The sequence below is a fragment of the Burkholderia sp. PR2 genome (assembly GCF_052372875.1).
GTDB lineage: Bacteria > Pseudomonadota > Gammaproteobacteria > Burkholderiales > Burkholderiaceae > Burkholderia > Burkholderia diffusa.
Genome location: NZ_JBQRWH010000001.1, coordinates 1,135,270 through 1,160,516, shown reverse-complemented (window position 1 = coordinate 1,160,516; position 25,247 = coordinate 1,135,270). Strand labels below are relative to the sequence as shown.

Below are 25,247 nucleotides of genomic sequence, written 5' to 3'. Positions count from 1 at the left end.
CCGTTAGGCTATCGGCAATTGAACCACATCAAAACCGATCGGGGTGCATGCACGCCGGCCGGCAGAAAACGGGAGACAGGATCATGACGCAGATGTTCGAGGCCGGACTCGGCCGCCGCGAGGCCAACTACGTGCCGCTCACGCCGATCGACTTTCTGGTCCGCGCGGCCGAAGTCTACGGCGAGCGCCTCGCGATCGTGCACGGCGACGTGCGGCGCACGTGGGGCGAGACCTACAAGCGCGCGAAGCAGCTCGCGAGCGCGCTCGCGCGGGCCGGCGTCGCGCGTGGCGAGACGGTCGCGGCGCTGCTGCCGAACATCCCGGCGATGGTCGAGGCCCACTTCGGCGTACCGATGGCCGGCGCCGTGCTCAACACGATCAACACGCGCCTCGATATTTCGTCGGTGCTGTTCATGCTGCGTCACGGCGAAGCGAAGGTGCTGATCGTCGACACCGAATACGCGGAGCTCGCGCATCGCGCGGCGCTCGAAGTGCCGGGCCTGAAGATCGTCAGCGTCGCCGACGCGATGCCGGCCGACCCCGCGCGCTTCGCGGGCGCGACCGACTACGAAGCGTTCGTCGCGGGCGGCGACCCGGACTACGCATGGACGCCCCCCGCCGACGAGTGGGAAGCGATCGCGCTGAACTACACGTCCGGCACGACCGGCGACCCGAAGGGCGTCGTCTATCACCATCGCGGCGCGTATCTCGCGGCGATCAGCAACATCCTCGAATGGGACATGCCGAAGCACGCGGTGTATCTCTGGACGCTGCCGATGTTCCATTGCAACGGCTGGTGCTTCCCGTGGGCGGTCGCGGCGCGCGCGGGCGTGAACGTCTGCCTGCGCAAGTTCGACGCGAAGACGGTGTTCGACCTGATCCGCCGCGAACGCATCACGCATTACTGCGGCGCGCCGATCGTGCAGAGCGCGATGGCGAATGCACCGGCCGAGTTCCGCGCGGGCATCGATCACACGGTGCACGCGATGGTCGCCGGTGCCGCGCCCGCGCCGGCCGTGATCGCGAAGATGAAGGAGATCGGCTTCGACCTGCTGCACGTGTATGGATTGACCGAGGTCTACGGCCCGGCGACCGTGTGCGCGAAGCAGGCGCACTGGGACGAACTGCCCGACGACGAGCGCGCGCGGCTCAATGCGCGGCAGGGCGTGCGCTATCACCTGGAAGCGGGCGCGACGGTGCTCGACCCGGACACGATGGCGCCGGTGCCGGCCGACGGCGAGACGCTCGGGGAGATCATGTTCCGCGGCAACATCTGCATGAAGGGTTACCTGAAGAACCCGCACGCGACGGACGAGGCATTCCACGGTGGCTGGTTCCATACGGGCGATCTCGGCGTGCTGACGCCGGACGGCTATATCCGCATCAAGGATCGCCGCAAGGACATCATCATTTCCGGCGGCGAGAACATCTCGAGCATCGAGGTCGAGGACGCGCTGTACCGGCATCCGGCCGTCGAGGTCGCGGCGGTGGTCGCGATGCCTGACCCGAAATGGGGCGAGGTGCCGTGCGCGTTCGTCGAGCTGCGCCACGGCATGAGCGCGACCGAGGAGGAAATCGTCGCGCACTGCCGGCAGTTGCTCGCGGGTTTCAAGGTGCCGAAGGTCGTGCGCTTCGGTGAGTTGCCGAAGACGTCGACCGGCAAGATCCAGAAATTCCAGCTGCGCAACGCGGTCGGGTCGGACAAGGCGATCGACCTGGCCGGGGACAAGAAGTAATCGACGCGACCGGGCAGTTGCCCGGCCGTTCGTCGTGCGTCACGCGTCGCGGGCCAGCCGGAACACGCTGACGGCTTCCGACAGTTGCGCGGCCTGGTCGCGCAACGCGACGGCCGCGCGTTCGGCATCCGAGATCAGCGTCGCGTTCTGCTGCGTCGCCTCGCCGATCTGCGTGATGGCCTGATTCACCTGCTCGATGCCGGTCGATTGCTCGCGCGACGCGGCGCTGATCTCGCCGATCAGCGTGCTGACCTGATCGACGCGCTGGACGATGTCGCGCATCGTGCCGCGCGCGGCGTCCGCGATCCGATAGCCCTGTTCGACGGTCGTCGACGATTCGGCGCTCAGCGCGTCGATTTCCTTGACCGCGGCCGCGCTGCGCTGCGCGAGTGTGCGCACTTCGGCCGCGACCACCGCGAAGCCCTTGCCGTGCTCGCCCGCGCGCGCGGCCTCGACGGCAGCGTTCAGCGCCAGGATATTGGTCTGGAACGCGATGCCTTCGATCGTGCCGGTGATGTCGGCGATCCGGCGCGTCGCACGGCCGATGTCGTCCATCGTCGCGACCACGCGTTGCACTGCCGTGTCGCCGTCGGTCGCGGCGGCCGATGCGTCGGCGACCAGCGCGTTCGCCTGCGCCGCGTGTTCCGCGTTCTGCTGCACGGCGGCCGTGATCTGCTCCATGCTGGCTGCCGTCTGTTCGACGCTGCTCGCCTGCGTCGCGATCCGCGCCGCGATGTCGCCGCTGCCGGCCGCGATGCCGACCGTGCCGCGCGCGATGTCGGACGAGCTGCTGCGCACCTGCGCGACGATCCGCGCGAGGCCGTCGCCGATTCCGTCGACCGCCTGCACGAGCCGGCCGATCTCGTCGTTGCCCGCCGCGCCGCGCGCGGCGGCGCCGTCGCGGATGCGGATGCTGAGGTCGCCGGCCGCGAAGCGTTCCGATGCACGCGCCGCCGCATCGAGCGGTCGGCTCACCACGCGTCGCACGACGACGAGGAACAACGCCGCGAACGCCGCGACGAGCACGGCCGCGATCATCAGGAAACGGTTGCGGACGGTGCGCATGCCCGCCAGCAGTTCGTCGTCGAGCGCGATGCCGCCGACCAGCCACTGCCATTGCGGAATCGTCGTGAACGACACGAATTTGGCGCTGGGCGCGGCGTCGTGCGCGGCCGGATCGGCCGACGTGTAAGCGAGCCGGCCCTGGCCGGCGGCGAGCATCTGCGTGTACGGCGCGCGCGCGTCGTCCGCGCGCTGGCCGGCCGCGTCGGGATGGACGACGAAGGTGCCGCGCGATGTACCCGGCGACGCATCGAGCACGAAGTAATAGCCGTTTTCTCCGATCTTCAATGCCCGGATGCCGTCCTGCACGACTTGCAGTTCGGCACCGACGTCGAGGCCGACGAACAGCGCGCCGATCACGCGACCCGTCGCGTCGGTGACGGGCTTGTACTGCGTGATGTACGGCCGGCCGAACAGTTTCGCGAGGCCCGTATAGCTGCGTCCGGCGACGAGCGGCGCGTAGGCGGGGCCCGCGCGATCGAGGCGCGTGCCGACCGCGCGCGAGCCGTCCTGCTTCTTCAGCGACGTCGTGATGCGGACGAAATCGTCGCCGTCGCGCGCGAAGATCGTCGCGATCGCGCCGCTTTTCTTCAGGAACTGGTCGGGAATCGCGTAATCGAGGTCGAGCGGCTGGCCGCCCGCGGACAGTGTCGGCGCGGCGACGCCGCCGATGTCGACGGTGCGGGCCGGGTCGAGCGCGAAATCGGCCGGCAGGAAACTGGCGAACAGCGCCATCGCGCGGGTGGCTTCGGCGGACAGCGCCTTGTCGAACATTTCGACCATCGCGCGGATCGACTGCTCCTTGTCCGCGATGCGCGCATGGGCCTCGTCGGCGAGCTGCTGGCCGGCGAAGTGGGCGAGCGCCCATGCGAAGGCGCTAAACAGCAGCGCGACGAGCACGCATGCCAGCGCGGCCAGGCGCGCGCCGACGCTCGCCCGGCCCAATTGGGTCAATCTCATATGAATCCTGAGTCGAGAGGGAGAGAGGCGGAACGCACGCGCCACCGCATACCGTAAGGAATACGGCAGCTTCGGTGAATTCTTTAGCGGTGCGAAGCCGGAGGGGGCGAGCAGGCTCGCCCGACGCAGGCGGGCAGCGTCAGTGCATCACGAGCCACGCGACGGCCAGATACCGCCCGACCTTCGCGATCGTGACGATCGCGAGGAAGGTCGGCAGCGGCTCGCGGAGCACGCCGGCGACCATCGTCAGCGGATCGCCGACCACCGGCGCCCAGCTCAGCAGCAGCGACCAGCGGCCGTAACGCGCATACCAGCGCTCGGCGCGCGCGAGCGCGGCCGGCTTGACCGGGAACCAGCGGCGGTCGCGGAAGTGCTCGATGCCGCGGCCGAGCGCCCAGTTGACCACCGAGCCCGCGACGTTGCCGACGCTCGCGACCAGCAACAGCGCCCATACGGGCTCGCGTCCGGCGAGCAGCAGGCCGGCGAGCACGGCTTCGGACTGGAGCGGCAGCAGGGTCGCGGCGACCATCGACACGGCGAATAGGCCGCCGTAAGTGAGCAATTCGGACATCGCGCGATTGTACCGGCCGCGCGTCGGCCGGCACCGGTCACGCGGCGGCGTCGGTGCCGAACAGCAGGTGCGAGATCACCGACTTGTCGACCGGTTCGTCGTTGAGCGTGCTGGCGAGCAGTTCGCCCGCGAGCTGCTGCGGCGAGAACACCATGTCCGGCTTCAGCAGGCGCAGCCGCTCGAGGTTGCGTTGCTGGTTCACGAGCGCGACGGTACGCACCGTCGACGCGATCTCGCGGATCGCGAGGATGATGAACGCATTCTCGGCATCGTCGGAACGCAGCGCGAGCACCGCGCGGGCCGTTGCCGCGCCGGCGCTTTCCAGCACCGCGTGGTCGGTGGCGTCGCCGACGATCAGGTCGGTCCCGCCCGCATAGTTGTGCTCGACGCCGGCCGGCACGATGACGGTCACGGCGTAGCCGCGCTTGCGCAGCCCCTCGTGCACTGCATGCGCGACGGGCGTCGCGCCGACGATCAGGAAATGATGCTTGCGGATCACGTTCGAAATGCCTCCCTTGACGATCCGTTTCAGGTTGCCGCCGATCACCGGCCCGACAACCGCGCTGATCGACGTCGCGAATACGGTGATGCCGAGCACGATCACCGATGCGGTGAAGAGGCGCGCGGTGGGCGCGTGCGGCACGATGTCGCCGTAGCCGACCGTCGACATCGACACGATCGAGAAGTAGACGGCCGTGGCGAGGTCGTGGACCGGCGGCGTGAATTCGTCGCCGAGATACAGCACGCCGAAGGTCGCGTAGATCAACAGCGACACGATGCTGAGCAGCGCGAACAGGCTGCTCGCGGCGACGCTCGCGCGGTCGAAATGGCGCCAGTAGTAGATCAGCGTGACGGCCAGCACGGCCGTGTACACGAACACCGCGTTGCTGCGGTAGCCGCCGAGGATGCTGATCGCGGCGGCCGCGACCAGCAGCAGGATCGACAGCACCCACGCGACACGCGCACGCAGCACGATGCCGATGGCCATCGTCGCGAGGCCGGCCGCGACGACGACCTGCGGCAGCACGACGAGGCCGGCGTTATCGACGAGATTCAGCGCATCGGTGAGCCACGCACGATGCACGCCGAGCTTCGCATGGGCGACGACGGGGCGCAGCACCATCAGTGCATCGAGCGCGAGGAGGAGAGCGAGATACCAGTGCAGGCCGATCGGCGCGAACAGCCGCCGCAGGCGGGTAGTGACGTGCTTCATGCAATCACCCGGTCGAGCCGGGCATGTCCAACGAACCAGGCGCTACCCTAAAGCATTCGGCGATCGGCTGCTTTTTCGCGGGGTGCGCGGGTGACCCAGCACCCGCGCGTGCGGCCGCGCGGTCTCAGTTCCAGCCGACCATGATCGCGCCCATGCCGACCAGCAGACCGCCGGTCACTCGGTTCATCGCGCGCATCCGTGCCGGACGCCGCAGCGCATGGCTCAGCCGGTGCGAGAAGAGCGCCATCGACGCAATGCCACCGGCGAACAGCAGCGCGAAGGACGTCGCGAGCAGCAGGAACTGCGCGTTCAGGCTCCAGTCTGCGCTCGGTACGATGAACTGCGGAAAGAACGACGGAAAGAACAGCAGCGTTTTCGGATTCAGGCCGGAGGTGGCGAGGCCGCGCCAGAACAGTGCGCGTCCGCTGTCGGTGTCGTCGGGTGCGGCGCTGCCGGGCTGGGTCGACGCGGCGGGCGCGGTGAGCTGCGCGCGGCCTAGCCATTGCTTGCCGCCGAGCCACACGAGGTAGGCGGCGCCGGCCCAGCGCAGCACGTTCAGCGCGTGCTCGTCGAGATGGACCAGCGAATTCAGGCACAGCGCGGTCAGCGCGAGCTGCAGCAGCACGGCGAGCGTGCCGCCCCATACGCACGGCAGCGCGCGGCGCCAGCCGGTGCGCAATGCCTGGTTCATCGTGAGGAGGTTGACGGGGCCGGGGGCGTAGATGAGGACGGCGGACGCAGCGAGGAACGACAGATAGAGCCTGAACGACATGACGGGAGGTGCGGAAAACGAAGGATCAGGCGCCGGCCCGTGCAGCCGGATAGGCGCGCGGGAGGCGGGACATTGCATGCCTGCGTGTCCGGCGCCGCAACTCGTGATTGCGGTCGTGCGTCCCGGTGCGACGGGGTTGTCGCGGGGAGCGTGCCGGACAACAGGCATGGAGAAAATGTATCAAGCGAGCCGGTTAAAAGGCTTCCTGTTTTCCAGTAAAGCACGCCCGAAACTGGAATCCTGTTCAGATAGAATGCCGATTTCCAGTAGAAAATTCTTTACGTCATGGCTACCCGCGAACGCACGCCGAAAACCCTCGACAACCAGGACCGCAAGATCCTCGGTGCACTGCAAAAGAATGCGCGTCTGTCGAACGCCGAACTGGCCGAACAGATCGGCATGTCGACCACCGCATGCTGGAACCGCACGCGGCAGCTCGAGCTCGACGGCTACATCGACGGCTACGTCGCGCTGGTCAACCAGCGCATGCTCGGCTACGCGGACATCGTGATCCTCGAAGTCACGCTCGATCGCCACGAGGACGACGCACTCGCGCGTTTCGGCGCCGAACTCGCGGCGCTGCCCGAAGTGCTCGAGGCCTACCTCGTGTCGGGCGAATACGACTACTGGATCAAGGTCGCGGTGGACGGCACGGCCGGCTATGAGCGCTTCCTGCGCGAGAAGCTGTACCGGATTTCGAGCATCCGCCATAGCCGCTCGATGTTCGCGCTGCGGTGCATGAAAGACGTGCCGTCGATTCAGGTGTGACGACAGGGGAGATAGGCCGCGGATCGTCGTGACGACGAGATGCGCGGTTGTGCCGAAGCAGAGTGGTAATCGGGCTGTCGCGTCGAGTGGGCGCGGCCCGGAGCCGGAAACAGGCGAGAAATGCCTGCGGGGCGGTAAAACGGATGATTCTTCCGCGGGCTTTTGCGGCCTTCATCCGTCACGCCGATGCCGGGCGCAGCGGCCTTGCGGTGCGCGTCCCGGCAGGCGGGTCGGACGGATGGCGTGCCCGCCGGCCGGCGGCGTGACGCTGCGCTCAGCGCGGCAGGCGTGCGTGCGCTTCAGCGATGACTTCGCAGTTCTCGAGGTGCAGTGCCCATGCTTCTGCAAGCAGCTCGCCAACACGTGCGAGCCAGCCAGCGGATTGGGTGGAACGATCGGAGACATTAGACGTTTGCATGACGAAGCCCCATGTAGGTGGCGAGTTAGGGATAACCCTAATGATAGAGAAGTGTCGCCGCTTTGTGAAATGCGATTTCGTTATATGAGAATTACTGACAATTTCTGTTGCTGCTGCACAACATGAATTGCGCCTGCTTCTGCGTGGCGGACAGGCGTAACGAGGCCGTGGCGAGCACGGCCGCGCATTGAGGGACGCAAAGGGATGTCAGGCGGGGAGAAAGGGCGCGGCAGCAGAGCGGTGCTTACCCGCCGATCCATCCGAAGCGCCACGACAGGCGGCGCGTCGCGGCGAGCAGCACATGCGCGAGTTCGCTCTCCGGCCCGCGCGGGAAGCCGCGCGACGAACCGATGATCGCGATCACGAGCCGGATGCTGCCGGTGTGATCGAACACGGGCGCTGCGATCGTCCCGATGCCCGGCACCGGTGCATCGAACGCGAAATCGAGCTCGTCCGCGCGGATCGTCGCGAGCCGCGCGCGGAATGCGTCGTCGATCTGCGTCGCGCGGCCGGCGAGACGCACCGGCTCGTCGGTCAGCAGGCCGGCCAGCACGTCGTCGGACATGCCGGCCGCGAAGATCCGCCCTATCGCGGTATTCACGAGCGACATCACCGTGCCGACCTGCAGGCTCACGTGCTGCGGCCGCGCGGATTCCTCCAGGCGGATCACGGTCGGCCCGAGCGGCCCGAGCGTCGCGGCAGCCACGCTCATGTCGGTCGCGGCCGCCAGCGCGACGATCTCGGCTTCCGCATCGCGCGTCGGCGACACGCGCTGCATCGCGATCAGGCCGAGCGCCTGGGCGAGCGGCCCGCCGCCGAAGCAGCCGACGTCGTCGCGGCTCAGCAGGCCGATCTTCTGCAGGCTCACCAGATGCGGAAATGCCTTCGCGGCCGGCATGCCGGCCGCCGCCGCGAGGTCGCGCAGCGGCAGTGCACGACCCGCCGAGACGAGCGCCAGCAGCAGCTCGCCCGTGCTGTCGAGCGCGTTGATGCCGCGTTGCGCTTTCGTATCGTCGGCGAGCGCGGGCGGCATGCGCTGCGTTGCCGGGAGCATGCCCGGCGCGATCGGCGGCGCATCGCGTCCCGCGCCGAGCGACGCAGTGGCTTGCCGTGCCGCGTCGCGCAGCGCCGTCGCGATCGGGCCGTCCCATCCGACATCGATCGATCCGGTCGAGCCGATCACCGTCAACGCGAGTTGCAGGCGTCCGTCCGCGTCCAGCACCGGCACGCACATCGCGCTGACGCCGGGGCTCGGCCGGTCCACGCCGCGCTCGATCCCGCGCGCGCGGATCGCGTCGAGTTCGGCCTGCCACGCGCCGGCGTCGGACGTGGGCTGGACGCCTTCCGCGCCCGCGAGCGTGTCGCCGGCGCCGGCCTGGCTGGCCGCCATCGCGTCGAGCTGCGCGGGGTCGCCGAACGCGCGGAACACTCGGCCGGTCGCCGTCGTGTCAAGCGACATCACCGATCCGACGTGCAGGTTCACGTGCAGCGGATAACCGCCGTGCTCGATGCGCACGATCGTGGGCCCGAGCACGCCCGGCACCGACAGCGCGACGCTCAGGCCGACCGCTTCCGCGAGCCGCGCCGCATGCGGCAGCGCCGCGCGATAGGCCGGCTGGCGCTCGATCGACATCAGCCCGAGCCGCAGCGACAGCGGCCCTGGCTCGTAGTTGCCCGTGAGCGCGTCGCGTTTCACGAGCGCGAGCCGCGTCAGGCTGACGAGATAGGTGTGCGCCTGCGCGGTCGACAGGTCGGCCGCGGCCGCCAGCTCCGACAGCCCGAGCGGCTTGCGCCGGCGCGCGAGCGCGTCGAGCAGCCGGCCGCCGACCTCGACGCTCTGGATCCCGCGCTGCGCCTTGGGCGGCGCGTCGTCCGCGCTGACTTCATGGTTCTGCACGCGATGATTCTTCCGTTGACGAAACCCCGCATGGTATCCGACGCCATTTGACGCGCCAGCCCACAGGTTTACCCGCATTAGACAATAGCAAGCGACTTTGTCATTGACAAATAATCGTCGCGGGCAGATGATCCGTTCACTCCCCTCAACACATGGCTCGCAGCCACGGAACGCAACATGGCCAAAGCATTCGCCTCCCAAGCCGATCTGGAAGAGAAGAAAGTCACCTGGACGCAGCTGTCCGAGAACGCGTACGCGTACACCGCCGAAGGCGATCCGAACTCGGGCGTGATCATCGGCGACGACAGCGTGCTGATCGTCGACACGACCGCGACGCCGGCGATGGCGCAAGACCTGATCGCGAAGATCCGCAGCGTGACCGACAAGCCGATCAAGCACGTCGTGCTGTCGCATTACCACGCGGTGCGCGTGCTCGGCGCGTCCGCGTATTTCGACGAAGGCGCGCAGCACGTGATCGCGAGCCGCGGCACGTACGAGATGATCGTCGAGCGCGGCGAGGCCGACATGAAGTCGGAGATCGAGCGTTTTCCGCGCCTGTTCGCGGGCGTCGAGACGGTGCCGGGCCTGACCTGGCCGACGCTCGTGTTCGAGCGCGAGATCACGCTGTTCCTCGGCAAGCTCGAAGTGAAGATCATGCACGTCGGCTCGGGCCACACGAAGGGCGACACGATCGTCTGGCTGCCGTCGCAGAAGGTGCTGTTCTCCGGCGACCTGGTCGAATACGACGCGGCCTGCTATTGCGGCGACGCGCAGCTCGAACAATGGCCGGCCACGCTCGAGGCGCTGCGCGCGCTCGGCGCGGAAAAGCTCGTGCCCGGCCGCGGCCCCGCGTTGCTGAATCCGGCCGAGGTCGACAAGGGCCTCGACTACACGAAGGACTTCGTGACGACGCTGCTCGCGCAGGGCCGCAAGGCCGTCGAGCGCAAGCTCGACCTGAAGGCGTCGATGGCGCTCACGCGCGAAGCGATGGATCCGAAGTTCGGCCACGTGTTCATCTACGAGCACTGTTTGCCGTTCGACGTGTCGCGCGCGTTCGACGAGGCGAGCGGCATCACGCATCCGCGCATCTGGACCGCGCAGCGCGACAAGGAAATGTGGGACGCGCTGCAGGACTGAGCCGCTCACCGCGGCGCGGTGTCCAGGCGGGCGTCGTGCCGTTTTACTGAAGGCGCCTGAACGACGGCGGCATTGGGCCGCGGTTCACGGCGCCGGCTTCCGGTCTCACAAGAATGCAGGGCGCACGTACGCCCTCGGAGACTGCTGCGCGCTCGAATCGCGCGCCCCGTTTGGAGAGAGACATGCCCCAATCGCTTCCCGCCGAAGCGACGATCGCGCACGCGAGTGTTGCGGCGTCGGCTTCCACATATGAATCCACACCGGCGTCGGACGCCGGCGACGCGCTGCTGTTCCGCAAGATTGCATGGCGGATCGTGCCGTTCCTGTTCCTCTGCTACGTCGTGTCGTTCCTCGACCGTATCAACATCGGCTTCGCGCAGTTGCAGATGAAGCACGACCTCGGCTTCAGCGATGCGATGTACGGCCTCGGCGCCGCGGTGTTCTACGTCGGCTACGTGTTCTGCGAGGTGCCGAGCAACTTGCTGCTCGCGCGCTTCGGCGCGCGCCGCACGTTCACGCGGATCATGCTGCTGTGGGGCATCGCGTCGACCGGGATGATGTTCGTGTCGCAGCCGTCGCATTTCTACGTGCTGCGCTTCCTGCTCGGCGTGTTCGAGGCTGGCTTCTTTCCCGGCATCGTTCTGTACCTGACCTACTGGTTCCCCGCGAACCGTCGCGCGGCGGCGATCTCGGTGTTCTTCGCGGGCGTCGCGGTGGCCGGCGTGCTCGGCGGCCTGATGTCGGGCTGGATCATGCGCGACATGAGCGGCGTGCTCGGGCTGTACGGCTGGCAGTGGATGTTCGCGATCGAAGGGGCGCCGGCGATCGTGCTCGCGTGCTTCGCGTTTACCTATCTCGTCGACCGGCCGCAGGACGCCGCGTGGCTCACGTCCGACGAAAAGGCGCGCGTCGCCGCGCTGTGCGGCGACGGCCGTGCGCACGGCGCGCACGACACACGCAGCCTGATGGCCGCGCTCGCGAACCCGCGCGTCTACCTGTTCGCGTTCGTCTACTTCTCGCTGACCTGCGCGTCGCTGACGCTCAATTTCTGGATGCCGCTGATGATCCGCGACTTCGGCGTGACCGACGTCGTGGCCGTGAGCCTCTACACGGTCGTGCCGAACGCGGTCGGCGCGGTGGGGCTGATCCTTATCGCGCGCCGCTCGGACCGCACCGGCGAGCGCCGCAAGCACTTCGCATGCTGCACGATCGGCGGCGGGCTCGCACTCGCGGCGCTGACGCTGCACGTGCACAGCTTCGCGGCGATGCTTGCGTGCCTGTCGATCGCGGCGACGCTGATCTTCGCCGCGCTGCCGATCTTCTGGGCCGTGCCGACCCGCTATCTGTCGGGAAATGCGGCCGCAGCCGGGATAGCGCTGATCAGCAGCATCGGGATCACGAGCGGCATCGTCAGCCCGTGGGTGATCGGGCTGATCCGCACGCGCACCGGCAGCATGGATCTCGCCGTGTACCTGCTGGCCGCGCTGCTCGCGCTGAGCGGCGCGGCGCTGATGCTCGGCGTGAAGGGCGAACCCGCGCGGCGGGCCTGAACCACGGCCGGGCGCTGCATGCGGGCCGGCGGCGACCGGCGTTGCGTGTCCTGCAGGCCCCGTATTCGCATCCATCGAGGAGACGATCGATGTCAGCCCATCTTCAAGCGGACGCCGCGCATCCCGTCGCATCCGCGTCGCGCCCGTCGGACAACGACGCGCTGTACCGCCGCATCGGCGTGCGGATCGTTCCGTTCCTGTTCATCTGCTACATCGTGTCGATCCTCGACCGCAGCAACATCGGCTTCGCGCAGTTGCAGATGCGGCAGGATCTCGGCCTGACCGACGCGATGTACAGCCTCGGCGCGGTGTTGTTCTTCGTCGGCTACGTGCTGTTCGAGGTGCCGAGCAACGCGCTGCTGCGCCGCTTCGGCGCGCGCCGCACGTTCGCGCGGATCATGTTCCTGTGGGGCGCGGTGTCGGTCGCGATGATCACCGTCGACAGCGCGAAACACTTCTACGTGCTGCGCTTCCTGCTCGGGCTTTTCGAGGCCGGCTTCTTCCCCGGTGTCGTGTTCTACCTGACGTACTGGTATCCCGCGCGCCGGCGCGCGTCGGTGCTGTCGATCTTCTATGCGGGCGTCGCGGTGGCCGGCATGGTCGGCGGGCTGCTGTCGGGCTGGCTGATGCGCGGGATGTCCGGCGTGCTCGGGCTGCACGGCTGGCAGTGGATGTTCGCGATCGAGGGCGCGCCCGCGATCCTGCTCGGCGTGATCGCGTGGTTCTGGCTGTGCGACCGCCCCGAACAGGCGCGCTGGCTGTCCGACGACGACCGGCAACGGCTCGAGGCCGACCTGGCCGCCGATCGCGCGGCCGCACCCGCGCACGCGGCCGCATCGCTGCGGCAGGTGCTGGCCGAGCCGCGCACCTACCTGTTCGCGTTCATCTATTTTTCGCTGACGACCGCGCTGCTGATGCTGCTGTTCTGGATGCCGCTGATGATTCGCGAATTCGGCATTCACGACGTCGTGCAGATCAGCCTGCTGTCGATCGTGCCGAACGCGATCGGCGCGGCCGGCCTGCTCGTGATCGCGCGGCGCTCGGACCGCAGGCGCGAGCGTCGTTGGCACTTCGCCGCGTGCGCATTCGGCGGCGCGCTGACGCTCGCGTTGCTGACGCTGCACCTGCCGAGCATCGTCGCGATGATGGCGCTGCTGTCGATCGCGGCGATGCTGATCTTCGCCGCGCATCCGGTGTTCTGGGCCGTGCCGTCCGCGTATTTCTCCGGCGCCGGCGCGGCGGGCGGGATCGCGCTGATCAGCAGCATCGGCGTATCGAGCGGGATGATCACGCCGTGGATCGTCGGGATGATTCGCACCCGCACCGGCAGCATGGACTCGGCGATGCTGATGATCGCGGGATTGCTGGCCGCATGCGCGGTCGCGATGCTGCTGGGCGTGCGCGCGACCTCGCGTGACGCGGCGCTCGCGTCGCGTTGACGGGTGTGCACCGGCGCGGTGCGCGGCTAGGGTCGATACACCTCGATCCGGTTGCGGCCGCGTTCCTTCGCGACATACAGCGCCTTGTCCGCACGCGATAGCGCCTGGTACGCGCCCAAGTCGGACGTCCGCATCGCGTCGATGCCGATGCTGACGGTCAGCGCAAGCGCCTGATCCTCGTGCACGAGCCGGGAATCGGCCGCGCGCTGCTGCACGCGCCGCGCGAGCGCGCACGCCGCATCGATTCCGGCGTGCGGCAGCACGATCGCGAATTCTTCGCCGCCGATGCGCCCGACGATGCCGTCCGGCCCGATTTCCGTGAGCAGCAGCCGCGCGAAATGCCGGAGCGCGCGATCGCCGAACGGATGTCCCCAGCGGTCGTTCAGCGCCTTGAAGTGGTCGAGGTCGAGCATCAGCACCGCGGCGTCCTGGCCGGTCGCGCGCACGCGGCGCAACGCGGCTTCGCCTAGCCGCATGAACGCGTGGCGGTTCGACAGTTCGGTCAGGTGATCGGTCGTCGCCATCCGGTGCAGCTCGGTCTCGATGTGCTTGCGCTCGGTCGCATCCGTGATGAAGCCGTGCCAGACCGTGCCGCCGTCCGGCATGCGTTGCGGCCGTGCGTCGCCTTCGCGCCAGCGCATCCCCTGGTCCGGCAGCAGCACGCGGTATTCGAGCCGCCACGGTGCCAGTCGCTCGGCCGACGTCAGCAGCGACTGGCGGTAGGCGACCAGATCGGCCGGATGAATCCGGGTCTCGACCGCATCCGCGTCGTGGGCAATCTGCTCGGGCGTCAGTTCGTAGATGTCGCGCACACCCGCGCTCGCGTACGAAAAGAACCGGCGGCCGTCGGCGGTCTGCCGCAGCTGGAACACGAGACCGGGAACCTGATCGGTCAGGTTCGTCACGAGCGTGACGGAGTCGCTCAGCCGGCCGGCGAGTTCGCGCAGCGCGGTGATGTCCGTGGTCGTGCCGACCATGCGCAACGCCCGCCCGTTGCTGTCGCGGGAGATGACCTTGCCGCGGCTGCAGATCCATTTGTACGTGCCGTTCTTGCAGCGAATGCGGTGCTCGACCGCATAGCTGTCGGTGCGGTTTTCGAAATGCGCGATCATCGCGGCCTTCACGTCGGCGACATCGTCCGGGTGCAGCCGTTCGTACGCATCCTCGATCCGGCTCGTCAGTTCGTGGGGCGCGTAGCCGAGCAGCGCCTTCCAGGCCGCCGAATAATGGATCTCGCCGGTTTCCACGTTGCGATCCCACACGCCGGTGCCGCTTTCGGTCAGCGCGAGCGTGGTCAGCGCGCTGCGTTCCGCGACGATGCCGAGCCGTTCGTGCAGCGCGGCCTGCGCGTTCGCGCGGGCGATCGCGTGTTCCGCGAGCGTGGCAAGGTCATGCAGGAAAGCGCGTTGCGCGGCGTCGAGCATCAGGCCCGCGTCGTCGACGATACACAGTGCGCCACGCGTGGTGCCGTCGGCCGCAATCAGTTCGCAGGCCGCGACGATATGCGGTGCGTCGAGCGGCAGGCCACCCGCATCGGGCGTGATGAATCGCCGGTCGGGCGCCGAGGTGCGCTCGACACGCTGCGGGAAGTGCACGGAAGAAAGCGTGGCGGGCAGCGTCCCGTCGGACGCGACCACATGCTGTGTGCCGGCTTCGGCGTAAGTGACGAACGCGCCAGCCGTGCCGACGTGCGCGCGGGCGAGACGGCACACGGTCTCGAGTTCGGGCAACGGCGCGAGCGCCGGGCGATCGTCGGCGGGAACGCGAGAGGAGGCGGGTGTGTCGCCGGCCCCGGAGGTGAACATTCGGAACCGCATGGTTGAATTCCGCGACGGTCGATTGCGCCGATGATCGGACGAATGCCGCGTGGCGCTGCTTCGGGAGTTGCAATCGCGAAGCTTATCGTCGCGGGAAATGCGTGGCAAGCGGGGCGCAACCGGCTTTGGCGGGAATGCAACGCAGGGTCCGGAATGCGTCGCGGCGTCGACGGCTGCGGTGGCGCAAGCGCCGTCGACGCGCGTCGATTCGGGAGCGTCGCGCCCGGACAGCACGGGCGCGACGCGGATACTGCCCGACTAGCGCGCAACCGCGTAGCGCGGCGCCGGCGAATCCGTCGACAGGTGCGGCGCCATCGTGCGGCGCGCGGCCTCGTACGCATCCCATTCGTCGGCCGCGTGCAGCGACGGAATCGTCACGAGCTCGCCGCGATCGAAGCCGACCAGCGCTGCGTCGACCAGGTCCGAGGCCGACATCACGATCTCCTTCGGCAGGTGTTCGAGCGGCAGGCCGCCGGTCTGCCAGAAGTCGGTGGCCGTCGCGCCGGGCAGCACGGCCTGCACCTGCACGCCGTGGTCCGCGAGTTCGTGGTGCAGCGACTGGCTGAACGCGAGCACGAATGCCTTGCTGCCGCCGTAGACGCCGTTGAGCGTTTCCGGTGACAGCGCGACGATCGACGAGATGTTGATCACGGCGCCGCGCCCGCGCGCCACGAAGCCGGGTACGGCGGCATAGGTCAGGCGCGTGAGCGCGGTCACGTTCAGGTCGATCGTCCGCGTCATCGCGTCGACGTCGCTGTCGAGCAGCGACGTGTGCGTGCCGACGCCCGCGTTGTTGACGAGCAGTGTGATGCTCGCGTCCTGCTTCAGCTTCGCCTCGACGGTGGCGAGCGCCGCGCGGTCGTCGAGGTTCGCGCCGACGATCTCGACGCTGCGCTGCGTGTCGTTCGTGATGCGCTCGGCAAGCGTGGCCAGCCGGTCGCGGTTGCGTGCGACCAGGATCAGGTCGTAGCCGCGGCGCGCGAGGCGGTCCGCATAGATCGCGCCGATGCCGGACGATGCGCCGGTAATGACGGCGGTACCGCGATGTGCTTCAGTCATGATGTCGCTCCATGTCGAGGAAAGGGTGAGTGCGTGAAGGCATTCTGGCCTCGAATCGCCGCGACACAAATGACGTAGATGGGTATGATTTAGGACATCGGGTGGGTCGTGAGGATCATGTCCCGGCACTGGAGATACGCATGCACCGCATCGGCTTTCTGATCAGCGACGGCTTCCAGATCATGGCGCTCGCCGCGCAGTCGGTGTTCGAGTACGCGAACATGGGCGTGGGCGAGCCTTTCTACGTGATGGACAACTATTCCGTCGACGGCGGCGACGTGCGTTCGTCGCTCGGATTGCCGGTCGCGACGCGCGCGCTGCGCGGGCGGATCGACGTCGATACGTGGATCGTCGCGGGCGTCAACGATCCGCTCGCATCGCCGGCGCCGGCCGGCGTCGTCGCGTTCCTGCGGCGCGCGAACGCGCGCGCGCGGCGCATCGCCGGCATTTGCACGGGCGCGTTCGTGCTCGCCGAGGCCGGGCTGCTCGCGCAGCGCCGCGCGACGACGCATTGGGCGTACGGACGCGACATGCAGAAGCAGTTTCCGGACATTCGTGTCGAGGAGGACCGGATCTACATCGTCGACGGCCCGGTCTGGACGTCCGCCGGCATGACGGCCGGCCTCGACCTGGCGCTCGCGATGGTGGAGAAGGATCTCGGCCCGGACGTCGCGCGCTCGGTCGCGCGCAAGCTCGTGATGCACCAGCGTCGCGCGGGCGGGCAGTCGCAGCATTCGGAAATGCTGGACCTCGCGCCGAAATCGGACCGGATCCAGAATGCGCTGAACTATGCGCGGCAGAACCTCGGGCGCGCGCTGACCGTCGAGGAACTGGCCGACGCCGTCCACCTGAGCCCGCGCCAGTTCAGCCGGGTGTTCACGCTCGAAACCGGGCAGTCGCCGGCGAAGGCGATCGAGCGGCTGCGGCTCGAGGCCGCGCGGCTGATGATCGAGCAGAGCCGGCATTCGCTCGATGTGATCGCGAAGGAGAACGGTTTCCGCGACCGGCGCCACCTGCGCGATGCGTTCGTGCGCGGCTTCGGCGTGCCGCCCCAGGCCGTGCGGCGCGACGCGCGGGCGGACGCGCGCGAAACGGGCTGACGCTCGCGGGCGGGCGCCGCCAGCGCGGGTCTGAAAAATCGCGCAGAATCTCCGGCATTCCTCGCCAGGAGACACCATGCACGCCGCCCCGTTCAACGTTGCGATTCCCGATCACGCGCTTGATGACCTGCGTCGGCGCCTGCGCGACATGCGCGCGCCGGTGCTGACACCCGCCGCGCCGTGGCAGCAGGGTGTGGATGGCGCGTGGCTGCGCGAACTGGTTGCGTACTGGGGCGAGCGCTTCGACTGGCGTGCGGCGGAGCGGGCGCTGAACCGGCAGCCGCAGTTCGTCGCGGACGCAGGCGGGCAACGCGTGCATTTCATTCATCGGCGTGGGGCGGGGCCGAAGCCGTATCCGCTCGTCATCACGCACGGCTGGCCGGGCTCCGTATTCGAATTCGACGCGCTGATCGATCGCCTGTGCGATCCGGCCGCTTTCGGCGGCGATCCGCACGACGCGTTCGACGTTGTCGCGCCGTCGCTTCCCGGCTTCGCGTTCTCACCAGCGCCCGCGGCACCCGGCATGTCGGCATTTCAGGTCGCCGACTGCTGGGCGACGTTGATGTCCGGGCTCGGATATCGCCGCTTCGGCGCGCAAGGCGGCGATCTGGGCGCAGGCGTGTCGATTGCGCTCGGCGCGCGGCATCCCGATGCGGTGGACGGTATCCATCTGAACTACCTGCCCGGCAGCTACGAGCCTCCGGCCGACGCGGCTTCGCCGCTGACCGAGGACGAACGGGCCTTTGTGACGCAGCGTGGAGAGTGGGCTGCGCTGGAGGGCGGATACGCGCATGTGCACATGACGAAGCCGCAGACGCTGGCCGTCGCGCTCAACGATTCGCCGGCCGGGCTGGCCGCGTGGATCGCCGAGAAATTCCGCGCGTGGAGCGATTGCGATGGTGACGTCGCAAAACGGTTTTCGCACGACACGCTGCTGACCGGAATCTCGCTCTACTGGTTTGCCGGCTGCATCGGCTCGTCAATGCAGATGTATTGGGAAAACCGGCTGCAGCCGATGCGCTTCGCAGCTGGGCAACGTGTGGCGGCGCCCGTCGCGTTTGCACGCTTTCCGAAGGAAATCAGTCGTCCGCCGCGCAGCTGGCTCGAACGGGTGTTCGATGTCGTGCAGTGGACCGACATGCCGAGCGGCGGCCATTTTGCCGCGATGGAAGAGCCGGAACTGCTGGCCGACGATATTCGGCGATTCTTCCGGCGTTTCCGGTAACGCCGCCCGGGGGCGGCCAGGCTGGCGAAGTGCGCCGGCGGCCATGCGCGCGTTGGCGAGTGCCGGCACCGTGCGGATCCTGACGCGACGATGTCGCCTGTCTTACCGCGTGACGAACGGCGCCGCATCGTGCGGCGCGGTGCGCGCATGCTTGCGCTGGCGCAGCAGCGCGACGCGGCAATTCTCGCGCGCGGTCTCGCGGCCGTCGTCGTCGAGCAGAACCAGATCGCCGCGCATCACGTTGAGCGTGATCACGTCGTCGCCGGGCGCGCCGAGCGTTTCCGGCGTATGCACCGACCCGGCCGGTTCGAGCACCGTCGAGCCGGCCTGCGCGATCCATTCGTACTCGCGGTAGCGCCACGCACCCTGTAGCGTATGGACGAAGACCTCGCCGTCGTGGCGATGGCGCGGCAGCGTGCCGCCGGCCGGCATTTTCAGCAGCGCGGTCAGGGTGTCTTCCGCCGCATTGATATGCAAATACTTGATCGCGAGCCCCGGCAGGTCGGCGCTCATCGGCAGCCACGGCAGCGCATCGCCGGGCAGGCACGAAATCGGCGGCAGGTCGTTGGGGAGCGGGGCGGACGGCTGCGTCATGGCGGGAGGCGGAGCGGAAACGGGAAGTGCGCATTATCGCAGAGCCGGATCGGGCCGCAGCCCCTCGTCGGACGGCGGCGCCAGCGAAGCCTGAACGCGGCTGCACGTCCGCGGCTACACGTCTGCGCCCGGCCGCGCCGCCGCATGCGCGGCTTCGAGGCACGACTGGAACAGCAGCGCGGCCCGCGACGGCCGCGGCGAGCGGCGCAGCAGGCTCACGAACCGGCACCGGTAGTTGAAGCGGTGCGGCGCGATCGGCTGCATCAGCCCCTTGTTTTCGAAGCTCTCCGCGTAATGGTCGGGCAGGAAGCCGAGATAGCGGCCGGACAGGATCAGCGTCGCGATCGATTCCTGGTCCGATGCCGTCGCGCTGCGCGTGAGCTTCGCGCGATGGCTCAGCTCCATGTTCGGCGAATGGAAGCCGAGCCCGGCGAACGCGTGGTTGCGGATCGTCGTCCACGTGAGCTTGCCGTGCGGTGCGTCAAAGAGCGGGTGCTGGCGGCCGCAGTACAGCAGCATCCGCTCGTCGAACAGTTCCGAATACACGAGGCTGCCCGAGCTGCGGTGCGCGGGGATGATCCCGACCTGATAGCTGCCGTCGATGATCCCGCGCTCGACCTCGTTGATCGACGCAACATGCAGGTTCAGCGCGACGTCGGGCGCTTCGTCCGTGAACTGGCGGATCGCGTCGCCGAGCCGCGCGTTCGGGTTGGTGGCCGTCTTGTCGAATACGGCGACGTGCAATTCTCCGCCCATCTTGTCGTGAATGCCGTCTATTCTGCTTCTAAATGCTTCCATCGACGCGAGCAGTCGCAGCGTTTCCTCGTAGACGGTCTGCCCCTCGGCGGTCAGCGTGAAGCCGGCGCGGCCGCGCCGGCACAGTACGAGGCCGAGGCGCGTTTCCAGGTCCTTCACGTGCCGGCTGATCGTCGAGATGCCGATATTCAGCTCGAGTTCGGCCGCCGCCATCCCGCCGCACTGCACGACGCCCTTGAAGACCCGCAGCAGCCGCAGATCCATGTCGCTGAGTTGCCCGAGCAGCGCGCGGCTCTTTGGTTTCTTTGCTTGCATAGTTGCGCAAGTGAACATTGATATTGCGATATTGAAGAGACTAATTGGCCTCCCGACAATGCGCAACATCATCACAAGAAGGAGGGGCGCGCCGCGCCGACCGACATGACCGATACGATCACCGCCAGCCAGCAGGACGAGACGAACATCCGCACCGACGCCGCCTGGCTCGACGCCCACTGGATGCCGTTCACGGCGAACCGCCAGTTCAAGTCCGACCCGCGCATGATCGTGTCGGCCAAGGGCGCGTATTTTACGGATGGCGAAGGCCGCAAGATCTTCGACGGCCTGTCGGGCCTGTGGTGCACGGGCCTCGGTCACGGCCGCACGGAAATCACGGAAGCCGTGAGCCGCCAGGTCGCGCAGCTCGACTACGCGCCGGCGTTCCAGTTCGGCCACCCCAAGTCGTTCGAGCTCGCGAACAAGATCAAGGACCTGACGCCGGCCGGCCTCGATTACGTATTCTTCACGGGCTCGGGCTCGGAAGCGGCCGACACGTCGCTGAAGATGGCCCGCGCGTACTGGCGCGCCAAGGGCAAGGGCACGAAGACGCGCCTGATCGGCCGCGAGAAGGGCTATCACGGCGTGAACTTCGGCGGCATTTCGGTCGGCGGGATCGGGCCGAACCGCAAGCTGTTCGGCCAGGGGATCGACGCCGACTTCCTGCCGCACACGCAGCTCGCCGAAAACAAATTCTCGCGCGGGATGCCCGAGCACGGCGCGGAGCTGGCCGACCGCCTGCTCGACCTGATCGCGCTGCACGACGCATCGAACATCGCCGCCGTGATCGTCGAGCCGTTCTCGGGTTCGGCGGGCGTGGTCGTGCCGCCGAAGGGCTATCTGAAGCGCCTGCGCGATATCTGCACCGCGCACGACATCCTGCTGATCTTCGACGAAGTCATCACGGGCTTCGGCCGGGCCGGCGCGATGACGGGCGCCGACGCGTTCGGCGTGGTGCCGGACATCATGAACTTCGCGAAACAGGTGACCAACGGCGTGCAGCCGCTCGGCGGCGTGATCGCGACGAAGGAAATCTACGACACGTTCATGGCTGCGGGCGGCCCCGAGTACATGCTCGAGTTCCCGCACGGCTACACGTACTCGGCGCACCCGGTCGCGTGCGCGGCCGGCGTCGCGGCGCTCGACCTGCTCGTGAAGGAAGACGCGGTGGCCCGCGTGCGCGATCTCGCGCCGCATTTCGAGGCGGCCGTGCACGGGCTGAAGGGCCAGCGCCATATCACGGACATCCGCAACTACGGCCTCGCGGCCGGCCTGACGATCGCGGCACTGCCGGGCGAGCCGGCACGGCGCCCGTACGAGATCGCGATGCGCTGCTGGGCGAAGGGCTTCTATGTGCGCTACGGCGGCGACACGATCCAGCTCGCGCCGCCGTTCATCTCGGAGAAGCGCGAGATCGACAACCTGGTCAACGCGCTGTCCGACGCGCTGAACGAAGTGGACTGAGCCGCGGCCCGTTCCCTGCGACAACCGAATTCACGACAGAGCCAGAAACATGAAACACGACAGCAATGTGACCTCCACCGTCGGCCACCTGATCGACGGCAAGCGCGTCGACGGCGGCAGCCGCGTCCAGCCGGTGTTCGACCCGGCCACCGGCGAATCGCACAAGAGCGTCGCGCTTGCCGACAAGCTGACCGTCGAAGCCGCGATCGCGTCCGCGCAGGCCGCGTTCCCGGCGTGGCGCAACACGCCGCCGCTGAAGCGCGCGCGCGTGATGAGCCGCTTCAAGACGCTGCTCGAGGAACACGCGGACGAGCTGTGCGCGCTGATCACCGCCGAGCACGGCAAGGTGCTCGCCGACGCGATGGGCGAACTGCAGCGCGGGATCGAGAACGTCGAATACGCGAGCTACGTGCCCGAGCTGCTGAAGGGCGAGCACAGCAAGAACGTCGGCCCCGCGATCGATTCGTGGAGCGAGTTCCAGGCGCTCGGCGTCGCGGCCGGCATTACGCCGTTCAACTTCCCGGTGATGGTGCCGCTGTGGATGTGGCCGATGGCCGTCGCGTGCGGCAACACGTTCGTGCTGAAGCCGTCGGAGCGCACGCCGTCGTCGACGCTGCGCATGGCCGAGCTCGCGCTCGAGGCTGGCCTGCCGCCGGGCGTGCTGAACGTCGTGAACGGCGACAAGGAAGCGGTCGACACGATCCTGACCGACCCGCGCGTGAAGGCGGTGAGCTTCGTCGGCTCGACGCCGATCGCCGAATACATCTACTCGACCGGCTGCGCGCACGGCAAGCGCGTACAGGCGCTCGGCGGCGCGAAGAATTTCGCGGTCGTGATGCCCGACGCCGACATCGGCAACGCGGTGAATGCGCTGATGGGCGCCGCGTACGGCTCGTGCGGCGAGCGTTGCATGGCGATCCCGTTGGTCGTCGCGATCGGCGATGAAACGGGCGACAAGGTCGTCGCGGGCCTGAAGGCCGAGATCGAGAAGATGAAGGTCGGACCGGGCAACGGCGCGGGCGTCGACATGGGCCCGCTCGTCACGCAGCAGCATTTCGAGAAGGTGACGGGGTTCGTCGACGCGGGCGTGGAAGCGGGCGCGACGCTCGTCGTCGACGGCCGCGGCGTGAAGGTCGACGGCCACGACGGCGGCTACTACCTCGGCCCGTGCCTGTTCGACAACGTGAAGCCCGGCATGCCGATCTACCAGCACGAGATCTTCGGGCCGGTGCTCGGCGTGATCCGCCTGAAGTCGCTCGACGAGGCGATGGCGCTGATCGACGCGCACGAATACGGCAACGGCACGTGCCTGTTCACGCGCGACGGCGAAGCGGCGCGCTACTTCAGCGACAACATCCAGATCGGCATGGTCGGCATCAACGTACCGCTGCCGGTGCCCGTCGCGTACCACTCGTTCGGCGGCTGGAAGCGCTCGCTGTTCGGCGACCTGCACGCGTACGGCCCGGATGCGGTGCGGTTCTACACGAAACGCAAGACGATCACGCAGCGCTGGCCCTCCGCCGGCGTACGCGAAGGGACCGTGTTCAGCTTCCCGTCGAATCGCTGACGCGCGATCCGGCCGCGACGCGACACGCGCCGGCCGGCGTAAAGACGCACAGGCCCGCCCGGTCGATGACCGGGGCGGGCCTTTTTACACGTGCGGCGGCCGTGCCGCCTCGGAAGACGGCGAAGGCGCGCTTACGGCGCGACCACGTGCCAGATGTTCTTGAAGTTGTCGCCGTTGCGATCGCCCTGTTTCATGTCCTTCGAGAAGAAATACAGCGGCTTGCCCTTGTAGGCCCATTGCGGGCTACCGTCGTCGCGCTTGACGATCGTGTAGGGGCCGACCGGGACGTCGGTCGCGCTGGCCTTGTACGGCGGCCAGAACGATTCGCATTGGCCCGTGCATGCGCTGGTGCCGGCGTTGGGCTTGTCCTTGTCGAATACATAGACGGTCATGCCGTTCGCGGCGACGAGCGCGCCGTTTTCGACCTTGGTGATCGCGTCTTGAGCCGAGGCGGAAACGGACGCCATGGCGAGCACGGCGGAGCTGACGAGCAGCACGGCTTTCATGATTACCTCCTTGTAGTCCGGTGGGCGGCGCAGCCGCACGCATGGCCGGGCGTGCACGCGACTGCGGGGAATGGTGCCGGAACGCGGCGCCGTGGCCGCCGGTGCGAGCGACGTGAAGTCGAATGGCGGAGGCACGGACGCGCTTCATTCACCATAGGCGGTTTTTGGCGGGGCTGCGAGAAGAACCGGGGGCACATCGGCGATGCGTGTGTCTGCCGCAACGACGCCGCGGTTGCGCGCGTGCGGCGGGATTCGCCATCCGTCCCCGAACCTTCGCGAGTTGAACTGGCCCCTGCGGCCGCGCGTCCACGACGGAAAGCGACACGCCGCGGTGCCGGGCCGTCAGCGAAACACCGGCGCCGACCCAAGCGCCGTCAGCACGGCCGGCATCGCGAGCGCGGCGGCGATCGTCTGGAACGCGGTGATGCCGGCCATCAGCGGCGCGTCACCGCCGAGCTGGCGGGCCATGATGTACGACGAGGACGACGTCGGCAGCGCCTGGAACAGCAGCGCGATGGTCAGTGCGGCATCGCCGAGCCCGAACAGGCGGCCGGCCGCGAGTGTGGCGAGCGGCATCGCCATGAACTTGAACGCCGACGCGATGCACGTCGGCTGCATCCATTCGCGCGCCGCGTCGAACTTCAGCGCGGCGCCCACGCACAACAGGCCGAGCGGCATCGAGGCGGCGCCGAGCGCGCGCACGGCCGGTTCGACGGCGGCCGGAAACGCGATGCCGGCAACCTGCATCGCGATCCCCAGCGCGCACCCGACGACGAGCGGATTCGACAGGATCTGACGCACGAGCGCCCACGCGCCGAGCCGCGTGTCGCCGTAGCGCGCGAATACCAGCACGCACATCAGGTTCACGGTCGGCACGATCGCCGCGACGCACACGGCCGCGAGCGCGATTCCGTGCGCGCCGAAGAGTCCGGCGGCGAGTGCGGTGCCGACATAGTTGTTGAAGCGCACCGCGCCCTGGAACACCGACGTGAACCCGGCGCCGTCGACCGACACGAAGCGGCGGACCAGCAGAAGCAGCATCGAGACGAACACGGTCGAGCCGACCAGCGCCGCCGCGAGCGGCAGGACGGGCAGCGCTTGCAGCCGGGCATTCGCGAGACCGTTCGCGAACAGCGCCGGCAGCAGCACGTAGTAGCACAGCCGCTCGGCGTGCGGCCAGAACGCATCGCCGATGAAGCCCGTGCGCCGGAGGCCGTGGCCGAGCGCGACCAGCAGCGCGACCGGCGCGAGCGCGAGCAGGATCGGGCCGATCATCGACGCGCCTTCAGGCGACACGGGCGGGACGGCAGGCACGCGGAGC

General features: G+C 68.3%; 20 protein-coding genes. 9 read left to right on the top strand and 11 right to left on the bottom strand.

Features of this window, described 5'->3' with window-relative positions; genetic code table 11:
* Positions 1-83 precede the first annotated feature (83 nt).
* Positions 84-1,736, top strand: a complete 1,653-nt coding sequence (locus tag ACT2FV_RS05055; protein WP_124623845.1) for an acyl-CoA synthetase — start codon at positions 84-86, stop codon at positions 1,734-1,736.
* Between the two features lie 39 nt (positions 1,737-1,775).
* On the opposite strand, the gene ACT2FV_RS05050 is transcribed toward ACT2FV_RS05055, so the two are convergent.
* The 4 genes from ACT2FV_RS05050 to ACT2FV_RS05035 all read right to left on the bottom strand — a co-directional run bounded on the left by ACT2FV_RS05050 (position 1,776) and on the right by ACT2FV_RS05035 (position 6,314).
* On the bottom strand, positions 1,776-3,758 hold the full coding sequence (locus ACT2FV_RS05050; RefSeq protein ID WP_444503362.1) for a methyl-accepting chemotaxis protein: 1,983 nt from the start codon (positions 3,756-3,758) through the stop codon (positions 1,776-1,778).
* A gap of 139 nt (positions 3,759-3,897) precedes the next feature.
* Positions 3,898-4,329: a YqaA family protein gene (locus tag ACT2FV_RS05045; protein WP_059599387.1), complete on the bottom strand. Its 432-nt coding sequence runs from the start codon at positions 4,327-4,329 to the stop codon at positions 3,898-3,900.
* A 37-nt stretch (positions 4,330-4,366) separates the two neighbouring features.
* Complete coding sequence (gene kch / locus ACT2FV_RS05040; RefSeq protein WP_226115074.1) at positions 4,367-5,542, bottom strand: voltage-gated potassium channel protein; 1,176 nt, start codon at positions 5,540-5,542, stop codon at positions 4,367-4,369.
* Positions 5,543-5,666: 124 nt separating this feature from the next.
* The gene (locus ACT2FV_RS05035) at positions 5,667-6,314 is read right to left on the bottom strand and encodes a LysE family translocator (protein ID WP_151050187.1); all 648 of its coding nucleotides are present in this window, start codon (positions 6,312-6,314) and stop codon (positions 5,667-5,669) included.
* A gap of 285 nt (positions 6,315-6,599) precedes the next feature.
* Between ACT2FV_RS05035 and ACT2FV_RS05030 the strand changes: the two genes are divergently transcribed.
* Positions 6,600-7,082, top strand: a complete 483-nt coding sequence (locus ACT2FV_RS05030) for an Lrp/AsnC family transcriptional regulator (protein WP_006755380.1) — start codon at positions 6,600-6,602, stop codon at positions 7,080-7,082.
* 662 nt (positions 7,083-7,744) lie between these two features.
* On the opposite strand, the gene ACT2FV_RS05025 is transcribed toward ACT2FV_RS05030, so the two are convergent.
* On the bottom strand, positions 7,745-9,397 hold the full coding sequence (locus ACT2FV_RS05025; RefSeq protein WP_444503361.1) for an IclR family transcriptional regulator: 1,653 nt from the start codon (positions 9,395-9,397) through the stop codon (positions 7,745-7,747).
* A 177-nt stretch (positions 9,398-9,574) separates the two neighbouring features.
* Between ACT2FV_RS05025 and ACT2FV_RS05020 the strand changes: the two genes are divergently transcribed.
* From ACT2FV_RS05020 to ACT2FV_RS05010, 3 genes are all read left to right on the top strand, one after another.
* Positions 9,575-10,534 (top strand): MBL fold metallo-hydrolase, encoded by a 960-nt coding sequence (locus ACT2FV_RS05020; RefSeq protein ID WP_059599391.1) that lies wholly within the window; start codon positions 9,575-9,577, stop codon positions 10,532-10,534.
* Between the two features lie 182 nt (positions 10,535-10,716).
* Entirely contained in the window at positions 10,717-12,084 is a 1,368-nt protein-coding gene (locus ACT2FV_RS05015; protein ID WP_444503360.1) for an MFS transporter, read from the top strand.
* Between the two features lie 89 nt (positions 12,085-12,173).
* On the top strand, positions 12,174-13,523 hold the full coding sequence (locus ACT2FV_RS05010) for an MFS transporter (RefSeq protein WP_151050182.1): 1,350 nt from the start codon (positions 12,174-12,176) through the stop codon (positions 13,521-13,523).
* A 26-nt stretch (positions 13,524-13,549) separates the two neighbouring features.
* Here ACT2FV_RS05010 and ACT2FV_RS05005 read toward each other — a convergent pair whose 3' ends face one another.
* Both ACT2FV_RS05005 and ACT2FV_RS05000 read right to left on the bottom strand, forming a co-directional pair.
* Positions 13,550-15,328 carry a sensor domain-containing diguanylate cyclase gene (locus ACT2FV_RS05005; protein WP_239007217.1) on the bottom strand — a complete coding sequence of 593 codons (1,779 nt, stop codon included), beginning with the start codon at positions 15,326-15,328 and terminating at the stop codon, positions 13,550-13,552.
* A gap of 270 nt (positions 15,329-15,598) precedes the next feature.
* On the bottom strand, positions 15,599-16,399 hold the full coding sequence (locus ACT2FV_RS05000; protein WP_151050178.1) for an SDR family NAD(P)-dependent oxidoreductase: 801 nt from the start codon (positions 16,397-16,399) through the stop codon (positions 15,599-15,601).
* 140 nt (positions 16,400-16,539) lie between these two features.
* On the opposite strand from ACT2FV_RS05000, the gene ACT2FV_RS04995 reads away from it, so the two are divergent.
* Both ACT2FV_RS04995 and ACT2FV_RS04990 read left to right on the top strand, forming a co-directional pair.
* Positions 16,540-17,499, top strand: a complete 960-nt coding sequence (locus ACT2FV_RS04995; RefSeq protein ID WP_444503359.1) for a GlxA family transcriptional regulator — start codon at positions 16,540-16,542, stop codon at positions 17,497-17,499.
* A gap of 76 nt (positions 17,500-17,575) precedes the next feature.
* Positions 17,576-18,724 (top strand): epoxide hydrolase family protein, encoded by a 1,149-nt coding sequence (locus ACT2FV_RS04990; protein WP_444503358.1) that lies wholly within the window; start codon positions 17,576-17,578, stop codon positions 18,722-18,724.
* Between the two features lie 102 nt (positions 18,725-18,826).
* On the opposite strand, the gene ACT2FV_RS04985 is transcribed toward ACT2FV_RS04990, so the two are convergent.
* Positions 18,827-19,318: a 2,4'-dihydroxyacetophenone dioxygenase family protein gene (locus ACT2FV_RS04985; protein ID WP_059599398.1), complete on the bottom strand. Its 492-nt coding sequence runs from the start codon at positions 19,316-19,318 to the stop codon at positions 18,827-18,829.
* A gap of 114 nt (positions 19,319-19,432) precedes the next feature.
* Positions 19,433-20,389 (bottom strand): LysR family transcriptional regulator, encoded by a 957-nt coding sequence (locus ACT2FV_RS04980; protein WP_059599399.1) that lies wholly within the window; start codon positions 20,387-20,389, stop codon positions 19,433-19,435.
* Between the two features lie 105 nt (positions 20,390-20,494).
* On the opposite strand from ACT2FV_RS04980, the gene ACT2FV_RS04975 reads away from it, so the two are divergent.
* On the top strand, positions 20,495-21,853 hold the full coding sequence (locus ACT2FV_RS04975; RefSeq protein ID WP_059599400.1) for an aspartate aminotransferase family protein: 1,359 nt from the start codon (positions 20,495-20,497) through the stop codon (positions 21,851-21,853).
* Positions 21,854-21,902: 49 nt separating this feature from the next.
* Positions 21,903-23,420, top strand: a complete 1,518-nt coding sequence (locus ACT2FV_RS04970; protein ID WP_444503357.1) for a CoA-acylating methylmalonate-semialdehyde dehydrogenase — start codon at positions 21,903-21,905, stop codon at positions 23,418-23,420.
* Positions 23,421-23,551: 131 nt separating this feature from the next.
* Here ACT2FV_RS04970 and ACT2FV_RS04965 read toward each other — a convergent pair whose 3' ends face one another.
* Together ACT2FV_RS04965 and ACT2FV_RS04960 are read right to left on the bottom strand one after the other, a co-directional pair.
* A complete protein-coding gene (locus ACT2FV_RS04965) occupies positions 23,552-23,926 on the bottom strand; it encodes a COG4315 family predicted lipoprotein (protein WP_444503356.1) in 375 nt (124 codons plus the stop codon).
* A 342-nt stretch (positions 23,927-24,268) separates the two neighbouring features.
* Positions 24,269-25,201 carry an AEC family transporter gene (locus ACT2FV_RS04960; protein ID WP_175815240.1) on the bottom strand — a complete coding sequence of 311 codons (933 nt, stop codon included), beginning with the start codon at positions 25,199-25,201 and terminating at the stop codon, positions 24,269-24,271.
* Positions 25,202-25,247: the final 46 nt, after the last annotated feature.